This is a genomic window from Dyella sp., from assembly GCF_035685885.1.
Classification (GTDB): domain Bacteria; phylum Pseudomonadota; class Gammaproteobacteria; order Xanthomonadales; family Rhodanobacteraceae; genus Dyella.
This window is the reverse complement of record NZ_DASRZX010000059.1, coordinates 56,044-78,874: the sequence shown is the minus strand read 5'-3', so window position 1 is coordinate 78,874 and position 22,831 is coordinate 56,044. Positions and strand designations below refer to the sequence as shown.

At 63.3% G+C, this 22,831-nt stretch carries 13 protein-coding genes; 3 read left to right on the top strand and 10 right to left on the bottom strand.

All coding sequences use genetic code 11. The annotated features are described in order from the left end of the window. Positions 1–77: 77 nt before the first annotated feature. The 3 genes from recC to recD are packed head-to-tail and all read left to right on the top strand — an operon-like array spanning position 78 to position 9,185. Positions 78–3,563, top strand: a complete 3,486-nt coding sequence (gene recC / locus VFG49_RS07505) for an exodeoxyribonuclease V subunit gamma (RefSeq protein ID WP_324859031.1) — start codon at positions 78–80, stop codon at positions 3,561–3,563. Continuing rightward, a complete protein-coding gene (recB, locus tag VFG49_RS07500) occupies positions 3,560–7,213 on the top strand; it encodes an exodeoxyribonuclease V subunit beta (protein WP_324859029.1) in 3,654 nt (1,217 codons plus the stop codon). Before recC ends, recB begins: the two co-directional genes overlap by 4 nt. Beyond that, positions 7,203–9,185: an exodeoxyribonuclease V subunit alpha gene (gene recD, locus VFG49_RS07495; RefSeq protein ID WP_324859027.1), complete on the top strand. Its 1,983-nt coding sequence runs from the start codon at positions 7,203–7,205 to the stop codon at positions 9,183–9,185. Before recB ends, recD begins: the two co-directional genes overlap by 11 nt. 7 nt (positions 9,186–9,192) lie before the next feature. On the opposite strand, the gene VFG49_RS07490 is transcribed toward recD, so the two are convergent. The 10 genes from VFG49_RS07490 to VFG49_RS07445 form a co-directional block, all read right to left on the bottom strand. Next, positions 9,193–9,783, bottom strand: a complete 591-nt coding sequence (locus tag VFG49_RS07490; RefSeq protein ID WP_324859025.1) for a GspH/FimT family pseudopilin — start codon at positions 9,781–9,783, stop codon at positions 9,193–9,195. Continuing rightward, positions 9,783–10,211, bottom strand: coding sequence for a type IV pilin protein (locus VFG49_RS07485; protein WP_324859023.1), 429 nt, complete (start codon positions 10,209–10,211; stop codon positions 9,783–9,785). The genes VFG49_RS07490 and VFG49_RS07485 overlap by 1 nt, the downstream gene beginning before the upstream one ends. Before the next feature lie 14 nt (positions 10,212–10,225). Beyond that, positions 10,226–14,026: a pilus assembly protein gene (locus tag VFG49_RS07480; RefSeq protein ID WP_324859021.1), complete on the bottom strand. Its 3,801-nt coding sequence runs from the start codon at positions 14,024–14,026 to the stop codon at positions 10,226–10,228. 11 nt (positions 14,027–14,037) lie between these two features. Beyond that, positions 14,038–14,682 carry a pilus assembly PilX family protein gene (locus tag VFG49_RS07475; protein ID WP_324859018.1) on the bottom strand — a complete coding sequence of 215 codons (645 nt, stop codon included), beginning with the start codon at positions 14,680–14,682 and terminating at the stop codon, positions 14,038–14,040. 43 nt (positions 14,683–14,725) lie between these two features. Beyond that, complete coding sequence (locus VFG49_RS07470) at positions 14,726–16,045, bottom strand: PilW family protein (RefSeq protein WP_324859017.1); 1,320 nt, start codon at positions 16,043–16,045, stop codon at positions 14,726–14,728. Further along, positions 16,042–16,572 carry a type IV pilus modification protein PilV gene (gene pilV / locus VFG49_RS07465; RefSeq protein ID WP_324859015.1) on the bottom strand — a complete coding sequence of 177 codons (531 nt, stop codon included), beginning with the start codon at positions 16,570–16,572 and terminating at the stop codon, positions 16,042–16,044. Before pilV ends, VFG49_RS07470 begins: the two co-directional genes overlap by 4 nt. A 296-nt stretch (positions 16,573–16,868) precedes the next feature. Next, a complete protein-coding gene (locus VFG49_RS07460) occupies positions 16,869–17,459 on the bottom strand; it encodes a GspH/FimT family pseudopilin (protein ID WP_324859012.1) in 591 nt (196 codons plus the stop codon). A 5-nt stretch (positions 17,460–17,464) separates the two neighbouring features. Then, complete coding sequence (locus VFG49_RS07455; RefSeq protein WP_324859010.1) at positions 17,465–17,872, bottom strand: type IV pilin protein; 408 nt, start codon at positions 17,870–17,872, stop codon at positions 17,465–17,467. Between the two features lie 13 nt (positions 17,873–17,885). Next, positions 17,886–22,139, bottom strand: a complete 4,254-nt coding sequence (locus tag VFG49_RS07450) for a pilus assembly protein (RefSeq protein WP_324859008.1) — start codon at positions 22,137–22,139, stop codon at positions 17,886–17,888. Between the two features lie 7 nt (positions 22,140–22,146). Then, positions 22,147–22,788, bottom strand: a complete 642-nt coding sequence (locus VFG49_RS07445) for a pilus assembly PilX family protein (RefSeq protein ID WP_324859006.1) — start codon at positions 22,786–22,788, stop codon at positions 22,147–22,149. Between the last annotated feature and the right edge of the window lie 43 nt (positions 22,789–22,831).

Sequence of the window (22,831 nt, the reverse complement as noted above, 5' to 3'; positions counted from 1 at the left end):
CTCCCTGCAAAGATGCGGGACATCCCGTGCCCTCTCGGCGAAAATGCCCCCATGAGCGAAGCCGCCCCTTGCCTGTCGTGAGCCATAGCCTGGACTTGCCCCTGGAGGCACCGGTCAATCCGGGCCTGATGGTCATCCATGGCAACCGCATGGAAGACCTGCGCGACCTGCTGACCGCGTGGCTGTCACGCGCGCCGCTGCGACCGCTGGAAGACGAGCTGATGCTGGTCCAGAGCAATGGCATCGCCCAGTGGTTGAAGTGGGCCTTGGCGCGTCCCGCTGACGAAGGTGGCCTGGGCATCAGCGCGGCGGTGGACGTGCAGCTTCCCGGCCGTTTCCTGTGGTCGGCCTATCGCAGCGTGCTGGGGCGCGACGCGGTGCCTACGACCTCGCCGTTCGACAAGTCGCGCTTGCGCTGGCGGCTGCTCCGGCTGCTACCGCAACATCTGCACGAGGCCGATTTTGCGCCGCTACGGGATTTTCTCCGCGACGATCCGGACGAGCGCAAGCGTTTCCAGCTGGCCGAGCGCGTCGCCGACTTGTTCGACCAGTACCAGGTCTACCGTGCCGACTGGCTCGCCGATTGGGAAAAGGGAAACTACACGCTGCGTGACGATCTGCGGGCGCGCCAGCAACCGCTGGCGGGCGACCAGCGATGGCAGGCACGGCTCTGGCAGCTGCTGCTGGACGATGTGGGCGATGAGCGCCACAACCATCGCGCCGCCGTGCACCAGGCATTTCTCGAACGTATCGCGAGCCTCTCCAGCCGCCCCGCGGCGCTGCCGCGGCGCATCGTGGTGTTCGGCATGTCCTCGCTTCCGCAGCAGACGCTGGAAGCACTGACCGCCCTTGCCCGCTTCAGCCAGGTGATGCTGTTGGTGGCCAATCCCTGCCGCCACTACTGGGCGGACATCATCGAGGATCGTGAACTGCTGAAGGCCAGCCAGCGCCGCCACGCGACCAAGCCTGGCCAACCCAGCGAGCCCCGCTACGAAGACCTCCACCTGCACGCCCATCCACTGCTGGCTGCATGGGGAAGACAGGGTCGCGACTACATCCGCCTGCTCGATGCGTTCGATCGCCCCGAACAGTATCGCCAGCAGTTCAGCCAGTGGAATCGCAGCATCGACGTCTTCATCGATACCGATGGCGGCACGATGCTACGGCAGGTCCAGCAGTCCATCCTCGACCTCGAACCACTGCCTTCCGAAGCGGCGCAACGCAAGCCTTGGCGGGCGCTCGATCATTCCATCCGCTTCCAGGTGGCGCACAGTCCGCAACGCGAAGTGGAAATCCTGCACGACCAGCTGCTGGCCATGTTCGAGCGGGCCGAGCGCGATGGCGTGCCGTTGTCGCCACGCGACGTCATCGTGATGGTGCCGGACATCCAGGCCTATGCGCCCCACGTGCAGGCCGTGTTTGGACGCATCACGCCGGACGACTCGCGCCACCTGCCCTACTCGGTGGCCGACCAGCCGACGCGCGGCGCCGTACCGCTGATGGTCGCGCTGGAACATCTGCTTTCGCTGCCCGATTCGCGCTTCGCCGTCAGCAACCTGCTGGACCTGCTCGACGTGCCCGCGCTGCGTCGCCGATTCAACATCGATAGCGCGGGCATTCCCATCCTGCGTCGTTGGATCGAAGGTGCCGGTATCCGCTGGGGCCTGGACAGCGAACAGAAACGGAGCCTGGATCTGCCGGGCATCGAGCAGAACAGCTGGCGTTTCGGTCTTCGCCGCATGCTGCTTGGCTATGCGACAGGCGATGGTGCCGCATGGCAAGGCATCGCCCCTTACGATGAAGTTGGTGGCCTGGACGCCGCGCTGGTCGGCCCGCTCACGCAACTGCTCGACCAGCTCGAAGCCTACTGGCACGCCCTGCGCCAAGCGGCCACGCCAGAGGCATGGCACGCGCGGCTGCATGCGCTGCTGCAGGATTTCTTCGACGCGGACGATCCGGCCGACAGCGACCGCCTCACTCGCCTGGGTGACGCACTGGATGCATGGCGCGATGCCTGTGCGGAAGGCAGCTTCTCGTTGCCGCTGCCGCTGGGAATCGTCCGTGACCACTGGCTGGACGCCATGGATGAAAGCCGGCTTTCGCAACGCTTCATGGGTGGCGCCGTGAGCTTCTGCACGCTGATGCCGATGCGCGCCATCCCGTTCCGCGTGGTGTGCCTGCTCGGCATGAACGATGGCGACTATCCGCGGCAGCAGGCACCGGCCGATTTCGACCTGATGGCACAACCCGGGCAGGCGCGACCGGGCGACCGATCGCGGCGCGAGGATGATCGATACCTCTTCCTCGAAGCGCTGGTGTCCGCGCGCGATGCCCTCTACATCAGCTGGGTGGGCAGGAATGTACGCGACAACAGCGCGTTGCCGCCCTCCGTGCTGGTCGGCCAGCTGCGCGATTATCTCGCGGCCGGATGGTACGAAGCACAAGACACGGCGGAAGAAAGAGACGCCGGCAAGCGACTGCTCGACGCCATGACCACAGTGCATCCGCTGCAGCCTTTCAGCCGGCGCTATTTCGGTGCTGATGCGGATACGCGCCTGTTCACCTATGCCAGCGAATGGCGGCAGGCCCTGCGTCCCCTCGATGGCGCCGCGCCCTCGTCGCCACTGCCTGACTGGCAGCCGGATGCGGCGGAAAGCATCACCTCGCTTGCAGCGTTTCTTTCGAAGCCGGTGCGCGCGTTCTTCAACCAGCGCCTGAAGGTGCATTTCGCCGGGATCGATGAGGATGCGCTGGACGAAGAACCCTTCGTACTGGATGCGCTGGAGCAGCACGTCGCGACGGCCGCCATCGTGCGCGCGGGCGTTCGCGCCGGTGATGCAGGCGCTGCAGTCACCGACGCAGCGCAGCAGCTCGCTCGACAAGGCCAACTGCCGCCCGGTGGATTTGGCGAACTCGCACAACGGACGCTTGCCCACGAAGGCAGCGAACTGGCTGCGGCATGGCTCGACGCCTGCCACCGCTGGCCGCTGCGCGACGAGAAGATCGAACTGCAATACGCCGCCCACGGCGTACGCGTGGAAGACTGGCTGACCGACATTCGCCAGAACGCGACCGGGACGCTGACGCGACTGGAGCTCGCCACGGGACGTCTCCTGCAGAAGAACGGCACGCTGCGCTACGACCGATTGCTTACCGCCTGGGTGATTCACCTGCTGGCACATGCGCAGGGCCTGCGGATGGAGTCGCGAGTAGTGGGCATGGATGCGCGCGTCGTGCTGCGTGCGATGGAAGCAGAGCGTGCACGGTTCCTGCTCGATGCGTTGCTGCATGGCTTGCGGGTGGGCATGACTGCGCCATTGCCGATTGCGCGCCGCACGGCATTTGCATGGCTGCAGGCGGACGACGAAGACAAGGCAACCCGCCAGGCGCTGGCCGCCTACGAAGGCAACACCTTCGCCAAGATCCCGGGTGAACGCGACGACGATGCTTATCTCGCGCGCGCGTGGCCAAGCTTCGAGGCCCTGCAGGCCGGTGGCTTTGGCCAGTGGCTTTCGCTCTACAGCCCACTGCTGGACGTCGCCGGCAAGGATGAGGACGCATGATGGCCAATCAACCCTTGCAGCCACTCCAGCTGCCGCTGCAAGGCATCCAGCTGATCGAAGCAAGCGCAGGCACGGGCAAGACCTGGACCATCGCCGCGCTTTATCTGCGCCTCGTGCTCGGGCACGGAGCGGGTGGAATGCCGCTGCTTCCCGCGCAGATCCTGGTGCTCACCTTCACCAAAGCGGCCACGGCGGAACTGCGCGAGCGCATTCGCGAACGCCTGGCTGATGCAGCCGATGCCTTCCGCGGCCGCATCGCGCCCGACGATTTCCTGCGCGAACTCATCGCAACCTATCCCGGCGAGGATGAGCGCGCCCAGGCTGCGCGCCAGCTCGAACTGGCGGCGCAATGGATGGACGAGGCCGCCATCCACACGATCCATGCGTGGTGCCAGCGCATGCTTGGCCAGCATGCTTTCGACAGTGGCCATCCCTTCGTGCAGGACACCGATGCCGACGAAAGCGAATTGCTCGCCGAGACGGTGCGTGACTACTGGCGCAACCATTTCTTCCCGCTCGATGGCACCGGCGCCGCACTGGTTTCGCGCTGGTGGAAAAATCCCGCCCAGCTGCAGCAGGCGCTTCGCCCCCTGCTGCGCCAGCATGCGGACCATCTGCGCCTCGATGGCAAGCCACTTCCTCCCCCCGCGCAGGTGATGACACGCCTGCGCAGCGAGGTGGAGGCCGCGCGCCTTGCCGAGGAGCGCGCACGTACGCTCTGGCGCGACGATGTCGAGACCATCGAGGCGATGTTTGCCAAAGCGGTGGCGGCGCGTGCGCTCAATGCGCGGAAGATGCCGCCGGAAGCCATCACCGAGCATCTCGTTGCACTGCGTGCGTGGTCGCAAGGTGGACCCGCCAGTCGCGATCTGCTGCAGCGCTATGCACAGGGTGCGCTCACCGCCGCCCTCAACAAGAACGCCCAGACACTGGCGCACCCAGCCTTCGTGGCCATCGAACAGTGCGCGGACCTGCAATCACAACTCGATACGCAGGAACCGGCCGTGCTGTCCCAGGCGTTGCGCTGGGTGTCCGAGCGACTGGAGCAGACGAAACAGCGGCGCGCCCTGATGGGTTTCGACGACATGCTGCAACGCCTCGACCATGCGTTGCACGGCGCCTCGGGAACCCGGCTGGCCGATACCATCGCACGGCAGTATCCGGTCGCGCTCATCGACGAATTCCAGGACACGGACCCACTGCAGTGGCGCATTTTCCGCACCATCTATGCGCGACGCGCAGGCACCGGGCTGCTGCTGATCGGTGACCCCAAGCAAGCCATCTACGGTTTCCGCGGCGCCGATATCCACACCTATCTGCGCGCGAGGGAAAGCGCGCAACAACCGACGTGGACGCTCGACACCAATTATCGTTCGACCCAGCCCTTGGTGGATGCCGTCAATCGCGTATTCGAACATGCCGACCGACATCCCGAGGGCGCATTCGCTTTCGGACACGATGCCCTGCCGTTTCAGCCGGTAAAGGCGCGTGGTCGCCACGATCGACTCGTGCTTGACGGACAACCGCTGCCGCCGGTGTCGTTGGCGGTATCGGAAAGCGACGAGCCCATCAGTGGTTCGGCCTATACGCACGTGATGGCGCAGCATGCCGCTGCCCATATCGCGCAATGGCTATCCGCCGCAGCGGAAGGCCGCTGCGGATTTGCGGTGGAAGACGGACAACTGATACCGCTGCGGGCCAGCGACATCGCGATCCTCGTGCGCAGCGGCACGGAGGCCCGGCGCGTGCGCGATGAGTTGCGTCGGCGAGGGCTCAAGAGCGTTTACCTGTCGGATCGGGATTCTGTCTATGCCTCTCCTGAGGCAGGCGACCTGTTGCGCTGGCTCCAGGCGTGCGCCGCACCGGGCTCCGATCGCGCCATGCGCGCTGCGATGGCAACGCCAACGCTGGGACAGAGCGATGCCGAGCTGGATCGTCTCAACGTGGACGAACAGCACTGGGAAGCCTGCGGCGAACGCTTTCGCCAGTTGCATGACACATGGCGGCGACACGGCGTGCTGGCCATGCTGCACGATCTGCTGCATGCGTTCGATTTGCCTGCGCGCCTGCTGTCGCGACTGGACGGTGAGCGAGCGCTGACCAACCTGCTTCACCTGGCCGAATTGCTTCAGCATGCGGCATCGAGCCTCGACGGCGAGCACGCGCTGATTCGCCATCTTTCCGCCCAGATGGCCGCGATAGCCGATGGCCACGCCGACACGGCGGACGAGCAGGTCGTACGACTGGAAAGCGAAGCCGAATTGATCAAGGTCGTGACCATCCACAAGTCCAAGGGACTCGAATATCCGCTGGTGCTGCTGCCATTCGTGTGCTCGGCCCGCGAGATCAAGGCGGACGACAGTTTCAGCTGGCACGACGCCAACGGCGAAGTGCGCATGGACCTGCGCGCCGACGATGCGGCCCGCACCCTGGCCGACCGCGAACGCCTGCAGGAAGACTTGCGCCTGCTGTACGTGGCGCTTACACGCGCCCGCTACGCGTGCTGGCTAGGCATCGCGTGTTGCAAGTCGGGCAACAGCAAGACGCCATCCCTGCACAAATCCGCGTTCGGTCACGTGCTGTCCGGTGGTCAGGTCATCCAGGCAGGCGAGTTGAAGCAACAGCTGCGCGAACTGCGCGGCGACCATGCCGGCATGCACATCGAAGTCCTTGGTATGCCGGATGCCCGTCCGCTGGAACCCACCGGTGGAGACATCACGCCATTGTGGGAGGCTCGCAACTACACCGGCTCCGCCCAGGAACGGTGGTGGGTGGCCAGCTACAGTTCACTCAAGGTGTCTGATGAAGCACTGCCCTCGCCCGCCCCCGAAACCCCGGAACAGGATGTGCTGGCCGAACTGGACAGCGAGCAGCCTCCACTCATCGCTCCGTCCACCGCGCAGCCCGAAGGCATCCACGCTTTCCGCGCTGGCGCCGAGCCAGGCACCTTCCTTCACGATTTGCTGGAATGGTCGGCAGCCGAAGGTTTCGCCGCCGTCGCGGCCGATCCGACACCTCTGATTGCTGAAATCGCCCGCCGTTGCCAGCGACGCGGATGGCAATCCGAGATCGATCTGCTGTCACGCTGGTTTCCGACGCTGCTGCGCACACCGCTCACTCTTGCGGACGACGCAACGGCCAGCCTCGCCGATTTGGACGGCTATTACGCCGAAATGGAATTCTGGTTCGAGGCCAGGCGGGTCGACACGCTCGCGCTGGATCAGCTGGTCACCACGCATACGCTGGGCGGATCACCGCGGCCGCCGCTGATGGCCGAACGCATCCATGGCCTGCTCAAGGGATTCATCGATCTGGTAGTGGAGCATCAAGGGCGTTACTACGTCATCGACTACAAATCGAACAAGCTCGGCAATGACGCCAGCGCCTATGCCGACACGGCCATGCGCGAATCGATCCTGCGCGAACGTTACGACCTGCAGTACGCCCTCTATACGCTTGCGCTCCATCGCCAGCTGCGCGCGCGCCTTCCGCACTACGACTACGAAAGACACATGGGTGGCGTGGCTTACCTGTATCTGCGCGGCGTCGATGGCCAGGGCTATGGTGTGCACCGAGAGCGCCTGCCTTTCGCCTTGATCGATGCCATGGACCGCCTGTTTGCCCAGGGAGCACACGCGCATGCAGCCTGATGCCCGCATGGCCTCCATCGAGCCTGCGATCGAGCGCGGATGGTTGCGTCCTCTGGACGTGGCGTTTGCCCGTCTCCTGGCTTCCGAAGACGCGCGTGCACCCGAGGTGCTGCTTCTGCTGGGCGCCTTGACCAGCCGACAGCAGGCGGACGGCCATTTGTGCATGGACCTGTCCGCATGGCCATCGATAGCCGACGAAGCAGGATGGCCGCCAGCATGGCGGACGCAGGTCGCGGCCGTCGCCGGCGATCCGCTGACCCTGGAATCATCGCTCCTGCTCGCCCATGCGGGCGATGCCACGCAACGCCAGACACCGCTGGTACTCGATGGCAGCCGGCTTTACCTGCGCCGCTACTGGAACCATGAGCAACAAGTCGCGCTGGCCATCAGTCGCCGGTTGGCACGTACGGCGGACACGCTCGCGCATCTGCAAGAGCAACTTTCCCGCCTGTTTCCCACGCCCGCCAACGGTGCTCCCGACTGGCAACGCGTGGCGTGCGCGCTCGCCGCGCGCAGCGCATTCACCGTCATCACCGGCGGTCCCGGTACCGGCAAGACCACCACGGTCGTGCGCCTGCTGGGCTTGTTGCAGACCCTGCACCGCAAGGATGCAGCGCGGCCGTTGCGTATCCGTCTGGCCGCCCCCACCGGCAAGGCGGCGGCCCGACTGCAATCGTCAATCGGAACGCAGATCGCACAGCTGGACGTGGACGACCATGTGCGCGACAGCATCCCGAGCCAGGTGGATACGCTGCATCGGCTGCTCGGTGCGCGGCCTGACACGCGCCACTTTCGCCATGACCGCAGCAATCCGCTGCACCTGGACGTGCTGGTCGTGGACGAGGCATCGATGATCGACCTGGAAATGATGTCGGCCGTGCTCGACGCCCTGCCCGACGATGCGCGCCTGATCCTGCTGGGTGACAAGGACCAGTTGTCTTCCGTCGAAGCCGGCGCGGTGCTGGGCGATCTTTGCCAACGAGCGGAAGCGGGCCACTACAGCGAGGACACCGCGAACTGGTTGCGGCAAACCAGTGGCGATCAGGTCGATACCTGGGTGCGCAACGATGCGCTTGCGTTGGACCAGCACGTCGCCATGCTGCGCCAGAGCCATCGCTTCGGTCCCGACAGCGGAATCGGCCTGCTCGCCCAACACGTGAACCAGGGCAACGCGGTGCGCACGCGCCAGCTGCTTGCGCAGGCGCATGCCGATATTGCATGGGGGGATGCTACGGCCGATACGAAACGATTGGCCGAACTCGTCCTCAATGGAGGTCGCGCGCACTTTGCCATTCGGCCCGATGGCATCGAACCGCATGGTTATCGCCACTACCTGGAATGGCTGCGGCACCACCGGCCGGCGGCGCATGCCGATGCCGCCGCATTCGAGGCCTGGGCGCGCGGCGTGCTCCAGGCCTTCGGCAGCTTCCAGCTGCTCTGCGCGTTACGCCAAGGTCCCTTCGGAACCGAGGGGCTCAACCGGCAGATCAGCAGCATCCTGCAGAAGGAAGGGCTCGTCGATGCGAGTCACGAATGGTACGAAGGTCGTCCCGTGCTGGTCACGCGCAACGACTACAACCTCGGACTGATGAACGGAGACGTCGGTATCGCGCTGCGCCTGCCCGACGGCCGCGGTGCATGGCATCTGCGCGTGGCGTTCGAGGTTCCGGGACAAGGTGACGACAAGCGCACGCGCATCCGCTTCGTCCTGCCTTCCAGGTTGGGCGAGCGCGAAACCGTCTACGCCATGACGGTGCACAAATCGCAAGGCTCCGAGTTCGATCATGCCGCACTCGTACTGCCTGCCGCATGGAGTCCGGTGCTTACGCGGGAACTGCTGTATACCGGCATCACACGCGCGCGTAAGTGGTTCAGCCTGCTGGGCACGGAAGAAGTTCTCACGCAGGCTGCGGAGCAATCGACTCGTCGCCACTCCGGCTTATGGCATCGCCTGTCGTCCATCGGCAAGTGACCTCCACTCAGGGCGATGGATCGCAGGCTTCGCCCTCGGCCAGCCGACGCTGTTGCACACTGCCCATGCCATTCAACACGAGTTCGAAACCAATCACGGCTGAGGTCGACGCACCATCCACGGCCTTGGCGTTTCGCATACATACGCGCCACGACTGTTCGCTGCGTCCCTCCACTGCCTTGAGTTGGCCCTGTGGGCCAAAGGTCACTCGATTGCCATCGGCAGCACGTAGCGCGACATTTCCCTGGCGCGTGACGCGCTTCAGCAACCTCAGTTGCGCAATGGATTCATCAAAGGAAACATCGGCCGCGCTGCCATCCGTGCTGGTGTAAATGATCCAGCCTTCGTCATAGGACGCGCCCTGCGAACAGCGTGTGCCGTTGCCTGGGCACAGCGATACGGACGTCCCGCGCTGTACAGCCTCCTGTCGCGCATAGGCCAGGTCGCCCCGCAACGCATTCAACGCCGTATTCACCTCATGGTTGAACCAAAGGCTGCGCAGTTCGGGCGTTGCCACCATGGCAAGGATCGCCAGTACGGCCACGGTAACTAGGAGCTCGATCAAGGTCACACCGTCAGCCACATGGGACCGCTTCATCACCAGCACCGCCCATTGCTGTTGCGGGATGTGTCCGTCGAGGCAGGCGAACGGTTGCCCGTGTCGTCGATCGAAAGATCACCGCACGCGTCGCCCGCCTGCGCTCCCTGCCCCACCGCCTTCGCTACGTACGACTGGCCGGCACCGTGGTCATCGCCAAGCTCGACGTGCGCCATATAGTGGCCAGCCTCCGACATGGCGGTGGTGGTCGCCGAGAAGCCGATCACCTGCAGGTCGCCATAGCGATGACTCACCGCGTAATAGCGTTCCTGTGCATTGGCAATGTGCATCAGCAAGGCCTGGCCATCGGCGCGCCGCGCGCGAAACACATAGCGGCCGTAGGAAGGAATCGCCACCGCGGCGATGATGGCAATGATGGCGACGACAACCATCAGCTCGATCAAGCTAAAACCTCGTCCCTGGTTCACCTCGTGCTCCCTGGTCATTGCCCGTCGATCAGCGCCCGCCATGAACGACGGCGCCATAGATCGTCGCCAAAGGAGACGGTGCTGCCATCGGATGCCAGCGTTACGCCCGGCAGGTAGACCTGGCCACCGCCAACGCTGACCGCCGCCGGCAAATAGCCTCCCGTGGGTGCATTGGTAATGCGTGCACCGGCCTGCGCGAAGTTGGCATTCCAGCCATCCACGGTGCCGAAGCCGACGCCCTTGGCGGCGCCACCTGTCGCTGCGTCGACAACCAGCACGGCTCCCTGCGGCGCCGGATTGCACGGATCGGACTTCTGGGGGATCAAGGTGGTGATGACGGCGCGATTGCTATCGAACAGGGCCGTGGCATCCACCACCACACGTTCGCCCTGATTGGTCGGTTGCCCGCTGCCATCCACGATGTTTAGAAGCACGAACCAGCCGCCGATACGATCACCCGCCGGTGTCGTCGCGGGTACGGCGCGCGTGGTCAGTCCGCGCACGTTGCCCTGTTCGTACAGTGTCTGTTCGACCATGGGTGTTCTCCCCTCGATCACCGGTGCGGCATTCGCCACGCCCGGATCGCGGATGCCATAGATGGCTTGCACCTTGGTTGAGGCGTCAATGACGTTGTCGCTGCTGCCAAGGTATTTGCCCGTGCCGAAGACGACGATCAGGTTTTTCGTGCCCGGCTCGGGAAATAGCCGCGGCATGACGGTGATGGGCCGGTCGCCGGCGGCTGCCGGCTTGAACAGCAGGTCCACCTTCCAGTTCGCCGGGTTTTCATCCTTCAAGTCGAAGCGCCACAGGTTGCCGACCAGATCGCCAGCAAACGCCACGTCATCGATCTGGTCACCGTCGTAGTCACCCAGCACCGGACTGGTCAGCCCGTAGCTGACGATGTTGGAGCCACCACCGCTGGTAGGTGTGCGCAACTCCCTGAGCAGCGCGCCGGTCCGGGCATCGAGCACGAACAGCGAACTGGCGTTGCTTGACGCTGCGGGATCCGTTTCTCCATCGGGAAAATAACCCCCAGGCACGAGAACGACCCATTCTCCGTTAGACAGGCGTCCTACGTTCGGACGTCCAAACGTATACCCAAGGTTGACAGTGGCTTCCTCCGTGCTGCCCGCCACATGGCTGAACTCCCATAGCACCTTGCCAGCCGGTCCCCTCGCCGTGTCGTTGCCGTCCTCGCTTGCGTCCGCATCGGTGACATCGAGCGCATAAACGCCCCGCCCGCCCAGCCGCAGGCCGGCGACCAGCAGGCTGTGCCAGCCCATCTGGCTGCCTTCGCTGAAGAACACATCGCGAACCACAGGCGTTCCGTCCACCGTCGGCGTGTACTGGAAACCGGCAAGCGCGCTCATGCTTCGCAAGTTTCCATAGACGGCGTGGGGCACGTAGGCCCACCGCTCCCGGCCGGGCTGCGAAGGCAAGTCGATCCGGGTCGAGGCAATGCCTTCCACCGTGGCATCAAAGGCGTGCAACATCCCGTCGTTGGCGGCGACATACAGGGTCGGCGCACGCTTGAGATGATCGGCCACGAACTGCTCGTAGCTGTGAAGCAGGCGACCATCCGGAGCCTTGGCCATCTCCGGCGCTGCCACACTGGGCTGGCTGCGCCTGGGAGGAAATGCATCCCGATATCCGCTGATGGGACGCGCCAGGTACACCGCCTGCGCGTTCACCACCGCGCCCAGCGCCGAGCCGCGCTGGCGGAATTGCGTTCCCTCTTTTGTGCGTTCTCCACGAATCCAGTTCAGACGGTCATTGGCCACCGTGCCCACGCCGAATGCCGGGTCAACGGCATGAATGGCATCGACAACGCCGAGGCCCATGAATGCCGCGCCATGCCCCGCGCCCGACGCGGTACTGGTCAATATGACCCGGTCATTGGCACCCGACACGCGCGCATCCAGCAAGGTACCGGCGCTCCACAGCGTGGCGCCAAGGTTGCCCGATTCGTCCAGGCCCATTGCCTGCACGCTACCGCTCCAGTCATCGCTGCTGAAACCGGTGCGGAAATACGAAGCACCTCCGCCCAGCACCGTCGCGCTGATGGCCCCTGCCGCCGCCGATCCATTGCGCGCCACAACGCTGTTGATCACTCCCTTGATCTGGTCGACCAGTTGTTGCGGACTGCGGGCGCTGAACAACGCGCCGCGGCTGTTGATGGCGGCATGCCACGTGTCGTCGGTCTTGGCCGGTGTGTCGGTATTTTCGTTGTTAGGACTGGTCGCCCAGTCGGACCATGTCTTGCCGCCCTTGCGCAGTGCCGTCAGATCGTCCGGAAAACTCAGCTGCCCGCCCAGGCCAAAGGCGACCACGAACTGCACCAGATGCTGCCAGGTGGCGGGGTCGTTCGCCGGATTGAAGTAGACCTCCTCAGGAAGCGTCCTCGGATCGCTTCCGATGGCGGTGGTAATCAGGGTGCCGGTTACTCCGGTGGAACGGTCGGGAAGATACGGGACGACATTGTTGGGCAGATCGGGACGCAGGTCCGTCGCCCAGTAATGAAACGCGACATCCGCGAAGCCCGAAAGATTGCCCTGCGAAGGCCCGCCGCCGTAGATGGTGGCCGAAGGAGACGCGGGATCGTACCGGCGCCCATCCGGAAGGGTCGCCTGACGTTGATCGGGGTTGGCAGGCACGGGCGTGCTCGAACCACCGGCACCGAGGTCGGCCCATTTGCCGGTGAAACCACCGTCATCTTTCCAGCCGCCGTCCGTCACCAGCAGGCTGTAGTTGCGACGACAACTCAACTCCTTGCCGGAGCCAATGTCGAAATAGGGATTGTTCTCCGCGGCAGCCCTGTTGGATGCCCCAAAATAATTGGCAACCCGGGTCATTGCCCCGCGCGTGGGCGTGCCACCGGAAGGTTGGCTGGCGTAGATGAAATCGATCAGCGCCTTGTACTGCGTCTCATCCGAAAGGGGCCTGATTGCGGACGAGTTGCTCAACAGGCCCGTGCTCAGACGCTGCCATTGCATGCGCACGGTCTTGGGGACGCTGGTGAGCGCCAAGCCAAGTGACGATCGCGCGGCATGGTTGCGCGTGCGATAGAAGCCATACCAGATGGCGAAATTTTTCTGCTGATCGGCGCCCAGCCGGGATACATCGACGGCTACGTATTTGCTCGGATCCAGCAAATCGTAGGGATTCCCCGCGTCGCCCGTGAAGCGGTAGAAAAAAGCGTGCGGATTGCCGCCGTTCGGATCGGTAAAGGGAAACGGCATGTACCCGCTCGCCGGATTGCAGCTGGTAGAGGCCGCATGACTGGCATCCGCCGCGTAGATGTTGTCCGGCTTTGGCGTATTGCCGCCCGACCAGGTGATCGCGTAGTTGCTGGACAAATTGCGGGTAGTTCGCGAGCCGCCGGTATTGGCGGCGATGCCATCACTCCAGGCGGCAGTGAAGCTTCCAGGGTCCATGTCGGTGCCATCCCTTTTCTTTGGAACGGCATACGTCTGGCTCTCGTCGTAATACAGCGTGTTGAAGGCTGGTGAAAAATTCCATGGATGGATGCCCTTCATGCCATCGGCACTGAACCATCCGCAGATACGCGCTCCGCTTCGCAAATCGGTGATGTACCCAGAATTTGCGCCATAACGCGCCTCACCCTCACCGATGTAGCCGGGAACAAATCCCTCAAGCATGCTGATCGAATCATCGTAGGTAAGGATGATGTTGGGAGCCACGGCAGGCGTGAGATCAGGCGGCGTAGCGGAGAGATCCACCGTTCCTGCCACCAATCCCGTGGCCTGCATCCAAAAGGCGATCGCCGCCATGGCCGATGTCTTCATCGAGCGCATATGAACTCCTTTCAGTCGCCCTTTGCCGAAAACGTGCTTTCCAGGACCCGCACCATGTCTTCGCTGCCGCCGGTGGATCGCGCCGTAATGCGATACACGTGGCGCGTCGTCGAGCCATAGTCGGCGATGTCGGTGCCGGTAGCGCCGGATTCATGCTGGCCCATCGTGCCCGATGGCAATTCCGGTCCCAGGTCTTCGATGACGTAGCGAGGATTGCGTGCCAGCGCGGCATTGGCGAAATTCGTCGATGGATTGGTGAAATCCATGCCGCCACGGCCTGTGTTGTATTCGGTGCCGTATCCAGCGATCCAACCCGTGCTGTTTCGAAAGACACCCACGGGTGTCAGAGTGGATTCGGAAGGGTCGTAGGGATAGCAGTCCGTCAGGATGTCCGTGCCACAGCGTAAGTTCGATGCCGTGACACTTGCCGTCCACAATCGCCATTCCGCTCCGCGCAGTGCGGCTTCCGCCCCCATCTCGGCGAGCTGCGCGTTGCGCAGGCTGCCAGCCATGCGTTCCTGCAGCAGCGAGCGATTGGCCGCCGCAACGCCCAGCAGCGTGAGAAGGATAAGGATGATCAGCGCGACCACCAGCACGGCGCCCTGCTGGCGGCTGGATGGCTTTCCCGTGACTTGAATATCTGCCTGTCGAACCATGATGCTTCCTGCATTCACGTTGATTCAACCACCGACGTGCAGGTCAGGGGTTGTAGTTACGCACCGAAACCAGCGCGACGAACTCACGCCTCACCTTCTGGCTGAGGAAGCCTTGTGCGCGGGGTGTTACCCGCCGGCCCGGTGCATCGGGCGCGGCAGGCTCGGCAATGCCATCCAGCTGGTACGCGAACATCTGCTCGCTGGGCGTCAAGGTGTAGAGCGGCATCTCTGCACTCACCAAGAGGTGGACTTCGATACTCTTGATTGCCCGCCATAGGCACCCCGGATCTGTCGGCAATGGCAACGGTGCAGGAGGAGGACAAGCAATGGATCCCCCTGCATTGCTATCCACTTCACCGGCCGACAGGTAGCGCGTGTTGCCATTGTTGTCCTCAACGCCATACAGGAAGTCGAGACGCTCGACGCCTCGCACGATTTCCTGATCGCTACCCTTGTCCTTGCGGATCAAGGCACCCGTCGTCGTGCCGTCGTCGTTGGCGATGACCTTCAGGTAATACGTCACCACGACGAAGTCCGTGTTGAAGTCGAACAAGCGAAGCGGTGACTTCGCATGACGCACAACAGGCGCGGCAAAGTTGAGATTCGCATCGGGAACGAAATCGGGGTTGCCATTGACGGCAAACACCTGCGACCCGGAACAGTCCGCCAACAGCGCCAGATGAGCCGATTCGAACTCACTCAACGCCGGCTCGCCAGCGGATGGCGCCACGTGGATCGAAGTAACGGCGCCGCTAGTCGGTTCGGTGACCACATAGCTGCCGCCACCCAACGTCCAACCGCGAGCGGGGTCGACGTAGCGCAACGTCAGTACGCCGCTGCCCACGACACGATTGTCGGCCTGCCTGCCCATGGCGGGAAGGAACGATGTCGGCGGCGTGACCGGCTTGCAGTTTTTTTCGTCGCAGTCGTATCCGCGCATCCACAAGAACGATGGCAACGCATAGGGTGCCGTGGGTGCCTGCGGATAGGTATTACTGCCCGAAGTCTGGCCCCAGCGCGTAGTGAGGTCTTTCGTGTTGATCGCGGCCGCAAGGTTCCTGGCGTAGACCACTGGAGCACGCAGTCCATCGAGGTAGATGCCCGCGCCACCTTCAGAAGCTATGCCGCCCGTGCCGGTGCAGAACTGTGCATTGGCCATGCGCAAGTCTTCGGCCATGCGCTCGACGGCATACCGACCTGTCTCCTGAACCTGCGCAAGCTGATTGTGTGCACGGTAGCTGGACGAGGTGGACAGAAAGACATTGATGATGCCGGCCGCCACCAGCAAACCAAGGACCATGGCCACCATCAGCTCGATCAGCGAAACACCGGCCTGCCGCGCTACAGAAGCTCGCGCGCTCATGGCTGAAACGCCCAGGTGAAGACCTGCTTGGCGGCGCTGGCATGCTCACGGTCCCCTGCGCCACGTTCGACCCAGGTGACCGACATCGCGCAGCTGCCACCATAAGGTGGCCTTCGTCCCAGTCGGCTGACCGGATTGAAGCCGACCTCGCTCATGCCCTTGCATTGGATGGTTGCGCTTGCGCCGGGTAGCTGGCTTCCCAGCAACTGGCTCCATAGCAGCTTGTCGCGCGACGCCACGTCGACCGGCCCGCACGGCTTGACGGCGTCGCACGCCATCGCGCTTCCATTGATCGGATAACCATTGCCGTTGTAGCTGCCGCTCCACACCCCGATGGGATTGGCGCGCATGCGCTCGGCCATGTTGTTGGCGAGAAACGCGACCTGCGTCCGCAGGTAAGCCGACTGGCTTGATCTCGCCGCCATCACCATCAGCCCGGCCATCCCGACCAGTCCAACGCTGAACACGAATACCGCGACAAGTACTTCGATCAGCGAGACGCCTCGCTGCTTGCTATGGCCATCCATGACCGGTTCTCCCACTCGGGTGGAAGAACTCTATGTTGCGAGCGTCGCCAATCAACGCATGCCCCGACGAGCGGACGCGAAAAGCTGACGAACGACGCGGGGCGATGCCGCGATCGATGACTCAATCAAAGGGGTGCGGCACGCTGCCGCGGAGAATTCACGACCATGGGATGCAGACAAAGAGTCGCGCGACCTCAGGGGGAAACCACCTGAGTCCAGGAATGCTCACTACGCCGCGAATGCGCACCGCACCTTCGAAGGACCGGATCGCCACCATGGTGGCGATCCGCGGCCAGTTACGTACAGCTTCCGCCCGATGCCAATGACTTGTTGACGACGCTGCCAGTGGCACTCACGTTAAGCACGGCGCCCGGCACGGCCATCGTGTTGACCGGAGTGCTGCTGGCGTTCTGCTGGAAGCACGTGGTGAAGGTCAGCGTCGTACCCGCGGGCAGCAACTGCCCCTGTTGACCGACGCTAAGCACGGACGTGCTGCTGGCAGTGACGGAAGCATTGGGTCGTGCAGTGGTGTAGCGCAGCAGGAGGTTGCCGTCACTCGCCACCGAACTGTATTTGGTGTTCGCGACAGCCTTGCCAGCGGTGTAGGTGTAAACAATCCAGCCCGATCCGTAGGCCGCGCTGGAGTCCACGCAGCTCTGCCCATCCGTCGATGGACAGATGGACACGACGGTACCTCGCGTAACCGCCTCGCCCCTAGCGTAGGCGAGATCCGCCAACAATGCGTTGCTGGCGGCGCTCACGTCGCCCCGCTGAATGACATTGCGGAAATTCGGCACCGCAATGGCTGCAAGAATCGCCATCACGAAAACCGTAATCATCAGCTCGATGATGTTGAACCCATGTTGGCGTGATGGCTGCATCTTCATGTCCATTACCAACAACTGCCATTGGTCGTTGTGTTTGCAGACGTCTTGTTGCCGACGTTGTTGATGGCGAGACTGCCACAATCATCCTTGGCCTGCGGCCCCAGTGGCCCCGCCGTCGCCGTGAATGTCTGGGAAGTGCTGCCGGATGCGGGAACCGACGTGACCGAGTAATACCCCTTGTTGGATCCTTGGGGGTCGTTGAACCCGATCTCCTGAAGAGACCCATAGTGGTTGGCCGTCGAGTAATAGCGCTCCTGTGCATTTGCGACGCGAAGAAGCACTTCCTGACCGTCAGCTCGCCTGGCCCGATAGCTGTAGCGCAGGTAAGACGGTACGGCGATCGCCGCGAGAAGAGCGATCACCGCCACCACGATCATCAACTCCACCAACGTATAGCCGCGTTTGCGTTGCATGTATGCGCCCCTTTTACTGGCTATTGATCAGCTGGCGCCACGAGCGGCGACGCCAGATGGCATCGTCGATCGACAGGCCGTTGCCGTTGGTGAAGGTGAGGCCAGGAATCAGCTTCTTGCCGCCGCCAACTGCGGAAGCCACCGGCAACCCACCGCTGGTCGGAGGATTGTTCACGCGGCCACCGACCACCGTGATGCCCTGCCCTGCCCATGCACCCACCACCGGCTGGCTGATGCCTGCCGCGCCGCCGCCGGTCGTCGCATCGACCACCATCAACGCACCCTGCACGGTGCCGCTGCAGATATCCGTCGTGCCAGGAATCAGTGTCGTGATGATCGCGCGATTTGTGTCGAACAATGCCGTCGGCGTCACCACCACGCGCTCGCCAGCCACGACATTGAGGTCGAAGTACCAGCCATCCTTTGTCGACGGCACGGCGTTATTGGTCAGGCCGCGCGCAATGGTCGAGCCATCGTCCGCCTTGAGTTCGCTCAACGTCTGCGATACCAGGCCGGAACGCGCCTTGGTACCCGCCGTATCGCGAATGCCGTACACCGACTGGGTGGCCACGCCCGAACTGCTCTTGTCGTTCGAGCCCAGATACTTGCCTGTGCCGAACACCACGATGAAGCGGTTGGTCACCGGGTCAGGGAACAGTCGCGGCATCGAGGTGATGGGCTGGTTACCGGCCGTATCTGGCTTGAACAGAAGCGTCACACTCCAGTTGGCCGGATTGGGATCCGTGAGGTCGTAGCGCCACAGATTGCCGTCCAGATCGCCAGCGAAAGCAACATCATCGACCTGGTCGTCGTCGTAGTCGCCGAGGACAGGTGTGGCCAAGCCATGGCTGAAAAGCCCCTTGCCCGAATCCGTAGTGTCATCCGAAGTCTTGAGTTCGCGGATGAGCTTGCCGGTTTCCGCATCCAGTACGAACAGCGAGCTGAACGCATTGCCCGCAGCCGATGGGGTCTTGCAGTTCGGCAAGGCGTCATTGGACACCGTGCAGTCAGGAAAGTAGCCACCCGGTACCAGCACCACCCAGTGGCCATCGCTCAATCGGCCGATATTGGGCTGGCCATAAGTGAAGCCGAGATTGGCCGGAGAGCCGCCCGGATTGGACGTAGTTGTGGTCATCCAGTCCGACCACGACGCAACATCCGCCATGTCGGCATTGAATTCCCACAGCACCTGCCCGGTACCCACGCTGGTTGGGTCGGTGACGTCGATCGCATAAATACCACGGCCACCGAGGCGCAGCCCTCCCACCAGGATGGTGTGCCAGCCTTTTGTCGTCGAACTCTTGGAGAAGAACACGTCGCGCGTGATCGGCGTGGAATCCACCGTCGGTGCAAACTTGAAGTCGGTGGTGGTGTTGCCGTTGAAGGTGATCTCGCCCAGGTTGCCATAGGCCGAACGTGGCACATAGGCAAACAGCTCGGTACCCGACGTCGACGTCTTGATCATGTTGCCGGAGCTGTCGGTGGTCCATGTGGCATCGAACGCATGCATCATGCCGTCGTTGGCGCCCACGTAGACGGTAGGCCTACGGCTGAGGTTGTTCTGGATGAAGGCCTCATACGTATGGCAGGTCAAAGGCGTCTTGGTCGCGCAATCTGTTGCATCCGCCGTGATGGCGGTCGCCTCGGCCGATCCGGACGGCCACGTATCGCGGTAACCGTCCGCCGGATAGGCCACGTATTCGACCTGCGAGTTGATGATCGCGCCCAGCACCGAACTGCGGTTGCGGAAGATGCCACCGGTCTGGCTGGCCTCCAGCGTACGTACACCGGTGAGGTAATCCACGCGCGCCTGGCCGGTGTCCTTCGTGCCGTTGCTGGCCGGAGTACCGCTAATAAGAGTCTGTCCGGCTGAATCCAGGCTGCTGAATGTGCCGAACGTGATGCCGGTAAAGGTGCCGTCCGAGTTCTGCGTCGCAGTGAGGATGTTGCGCTTGGTCGGGTCCGCTGCCGTGAGGTCGGCTCCCGCGTCGTAGAAGTTAGCCCCCAACGTGCCGTCGGAATTGACCAGGTTCGCCAGGAAGCTGCCACTCCAGTCACTGGAGCTGTAACCCGTGCTGAAGCCCAGCGAATTGGCTGTCAGTACACCCACGTTGAGCGCGCTGGTGATGGAGGGCGAGTTGCGCGCGCTGATGCTGCTCAGCACATTGGATAGCTGATTGATCAGATCTGCGGGGCTGCGGGCGCTGAAGAACTGGCCTCGACCGGACAACGCGGCATGCCATGTATCGTCGATGTTCTGCGCTTCACCTGCGTTGCTGTTCGCCGCCGCACTGGGAGTCGGCCAGGTCGTCGTTCCCTTGCGCAGGCCGCAGGCATCTGAGCTGGTGGATACCAAGCAGTCCGTATCCGTCGAAGCGTTCAGCGTTCCATCCACGCCCAGGCCAATCAGGTACTGCGACATGTGTGGCCACGTCGCCGGATCGTTGGCCGGATTGAAGTAGATCTCGTTGTCGATGTTGTTGGTCGTGGAGACCGTCGTCGTGGACTTGCTAGGTGTCGCGGTGATCACCCCGGTGGTCTTGTCGTGCAGATAGGCCGGCACGAACTTGCCGTTCGTCGGATCGTAAAGATCGGGACGCAGGTTGGTAGCCCAGTAATGGAAGGCCAAATCGGACAGGGACGGATCGCCTGAAGCGTCAGCAACGTCCTTATAGATAGGTGCGCCGCCGCTGGGATAGCTGTTGCCATCAGGTAGCTTGCTGATGGTGCTGGGTAGATTGAGCCCGCTACGCGTGGGCAAGGTGCTGCCGCTTGGCTCAACGTTCCAGATACCGTCGGTCACCAGCATGTGATAGTTCTGGCGGCAGGACAGTTCACTGCCCGAATCACCGGTAGCCGCCGGCGGCTGCCAGTAAGGATCTTCCAGGTTCGACGTGTTGGTGCGTGAGAAGAATTTGCCAGCACGATCGAGAGCACCGCGCGACGGCGTGCTCCCGCTCGCGGGTACCTGGAAAATCCAGTTGAAGAATGCACTGCGATAGCAGGTCGGGGCCGTGGTCGTGCCACCTTGCTGCTGAGTCGCCAGCGGGTCTGCCGCATTGCTGAGCGTACTGGTACACGTACTCGTGTCATCAAGCAGTGCGCTGATGATGGCGCCGCCGATAGCTGAAGTTCCGGTACCCGTCTTGCAACCACCGCCGCTCTTCGGCACACAAGCGATGGCGGCAATGTCGCCCGTCAGCTTGTAGTTGCTGTCGTTGAGGTTCTGCCACGCCACGCGAATGGACGTACCGAACGTACTATGACTGGGTGAATGCAGCCCATCCTTGCCCGAGGCGGCGATGCTGCTGTCACCAAACACCCGCGAAATTGTGGTTCGTGCCATCAGGTTGCGGGTGTGGTAGTACGCCCACCAGTTGGCGAAGTTGGTCTTCTCCGAGTCCTTGATGGGCACCGCCGTCCAGTTCGAAGCGGTATAAAGATTGGTCTGGCTCGCCGAATTCGGCTTGCCCGTGGAGTCGGCGACGAGTGCCGGACCGGTGTACTTGTAGTAATAGCCACCGGTGGAAGCACCCGCAACTGCCTTTAGCGGGTCAGTGGTATTGCCCGAACTGTCGCCAGCGGGGTTGTTGTCGTTGGCACGCGATACGTCGTAAGGGCACCCGACTGGACTGGTACCCCAGCGGTAGCGCCAGCTACCGTCAGATCTCTTCGTTGCCGTGATGGACACCGGCTTGCTGAAGTCGGTGGTGGGCGGACTCGCTCTAGGGTTCAATGGCCGATTCGCGGTGACGCCATCGTTCCAGAGCGCATTGAAATTACCGGTCGTGGACGTCCACGCATCGGGCATGTTGCCACCCTGCGCAAGCGCCGGCGGCGAATAGACAATGTTCGGGTTGTAATACACGCCGTTCATCGGGAGGGCACCCACCGTACCCGCTGTCGCCGTGGGATCGATCACGCCCGCGCATTCCCACGGACCCGACCAGCTACCGTTGTTATACGGGCTGTTGTCGCCCATGTAGGCATTGGCCATGGAGCCGGAGTCGTCGAACGTCACCACAATGTTTGGCGGCGCCGCCTGCGTGATGTTCGGCGGTGCCGGACTCAGGTCGACCACCTGCGCGGTGCTCGAAGATGCCGCAGGCATGGCGGCGCCGAGTACGGCAAAGGTGGTTGGAGCAATCTGCGCCTCGGCGACGGGAGTGAACGGCACCGAGAGGCCGGCCACTAGCGTTAGCGCCATGGCGGCGACGATCGGCGTTTTGGGATGGGAAAAGACGCGACGGATACGCATTGCAGTCATGCTCCGCTCAGTTGCTCTTGGCTGCGAACGTGCTTTCAACGACACGCATCGTGTTGGCGCTCGCGCCCGTGGCGCGCGCGGTAATCCGGTAGATATGCCGGCTGGAGCTGGCGTAGCCGGTGCCGGTACTGCCGGTGGCGCCTGACTCATGGAGCGAGCCCGTCACACCGGGCGGCAGCTCCACGCCAAGGTCTTCGATCATGTAAGCCGGATTCTGCGCGAGCTTCGCCCCGGTCTTGGTGAAATCCACGCTTCCCGCGGGCCCCTTGTAGACGGCTGCACCGGTGGTGGTCCAGGCCGCGCTGGTGCGGAACTTGGTGACCGTGCCCGAGGCGCCGTAAAGCGCGGTGTTGCCCGGGTCATAGACATAGCAGTTGCCGGCAAGCACACCCGTACCACAGACCAGTGGCGCGGCCGCCGTGTTGCTCGTGCTTGCCCACAGCGTCCATTCTGCGCCGCGCACAGCGGACTCTGCGGCCTGCTCGGCGAGCTGCGCATTACGCAGGCCGCCCACCATGCGTTCCTGCAGCAATGACCGCCCGGACGCGCTGATCGCAAGGATCGTCAGCAGCAAGAGGAAAATGAGCGCAACGACCAGCACGACGCCACGTTGGCGGGATGCTATGGCTCGGTGAATCATCGGTCGCATGACAGTCTCCACCATCACCGGTCGCCAAGGCGGCCGGTGCAAG

Coding starts and splice junctions, on each gene's coding strand:
- recB (WP_324859029.1), top strand. CDS start 3,560: ATGATGGCCAATCAACCCTTGCAGCCACTCCAGCTGCCGCTGCAAGGC.
- recD (WP_324859027.1), top strand. CDS start 7,203: ATGCAGCCTGATGCCCGCATGGCCTCCATCGAGCCTGCGATCGAGCGC.
- VFG49_RS07490 (WP_324859025.1), bottom strand. CDS start 9,783: ATGAAGCGGTCCCATGTGGCTGACGGTGTGACCTTGATCGAGCTCCTA.
- VFG49_RS07480 (WP_324859021.1), bottom strand. CDS start 14,026: ATGCGCTCGATGAAGACATCGGCCATGGCGGCGATCGCCTTTTGGATG.
- VFG49_RS07475 (WP_324859018.1), bottom strand. CDS start 14,682: ATGGTTCGACAGGCAGATATTCAAGTCACGGGAAAGCCATCCAGCCGC.
- VFG49_RS07470 (WP_324859017.1), bottom strand. CDS start 16,045: ATGAGCGCGCGAGCTTCTGTAGCGCGGCAGGCCGGTGTTTCGCTGATC.
- pilV (WP_324859015.1), bottom strand. CDS start 16,572: ATGGATGGCCATAGCAAGCAGCGAGGCGTCTCGCTGATCGAAGTACTT.
- VFG49_RS07460 (WP_324859012.1), bottom strand. CDS start 17,459: ATGAAGATGCAGCCATCACGCCAACATGGGTTCAACATCATCGAGCTG.
- VFG49_RS07455 (WP_324859010.1), bottom strand. CDS start 17,872: ATGCAACGCAAACGCGGCTATACGTTGGTGGAGTTGATGATCGTGGTG.
- VFG49_RS07450 (WP_324859008.1), bottom strand. CDS start 22,139: ATGACTGCAATGCGTATCCGTCGCGTCTTTTCCCATCCCAAAACGCCG.
- VFG49_RS07445 (WP_324859006.1), bottom strand. CDS start 22,788: ATGCGACCGATGATTCACCGAGCCATAGCATCCCGCCAACGTGGCGTC.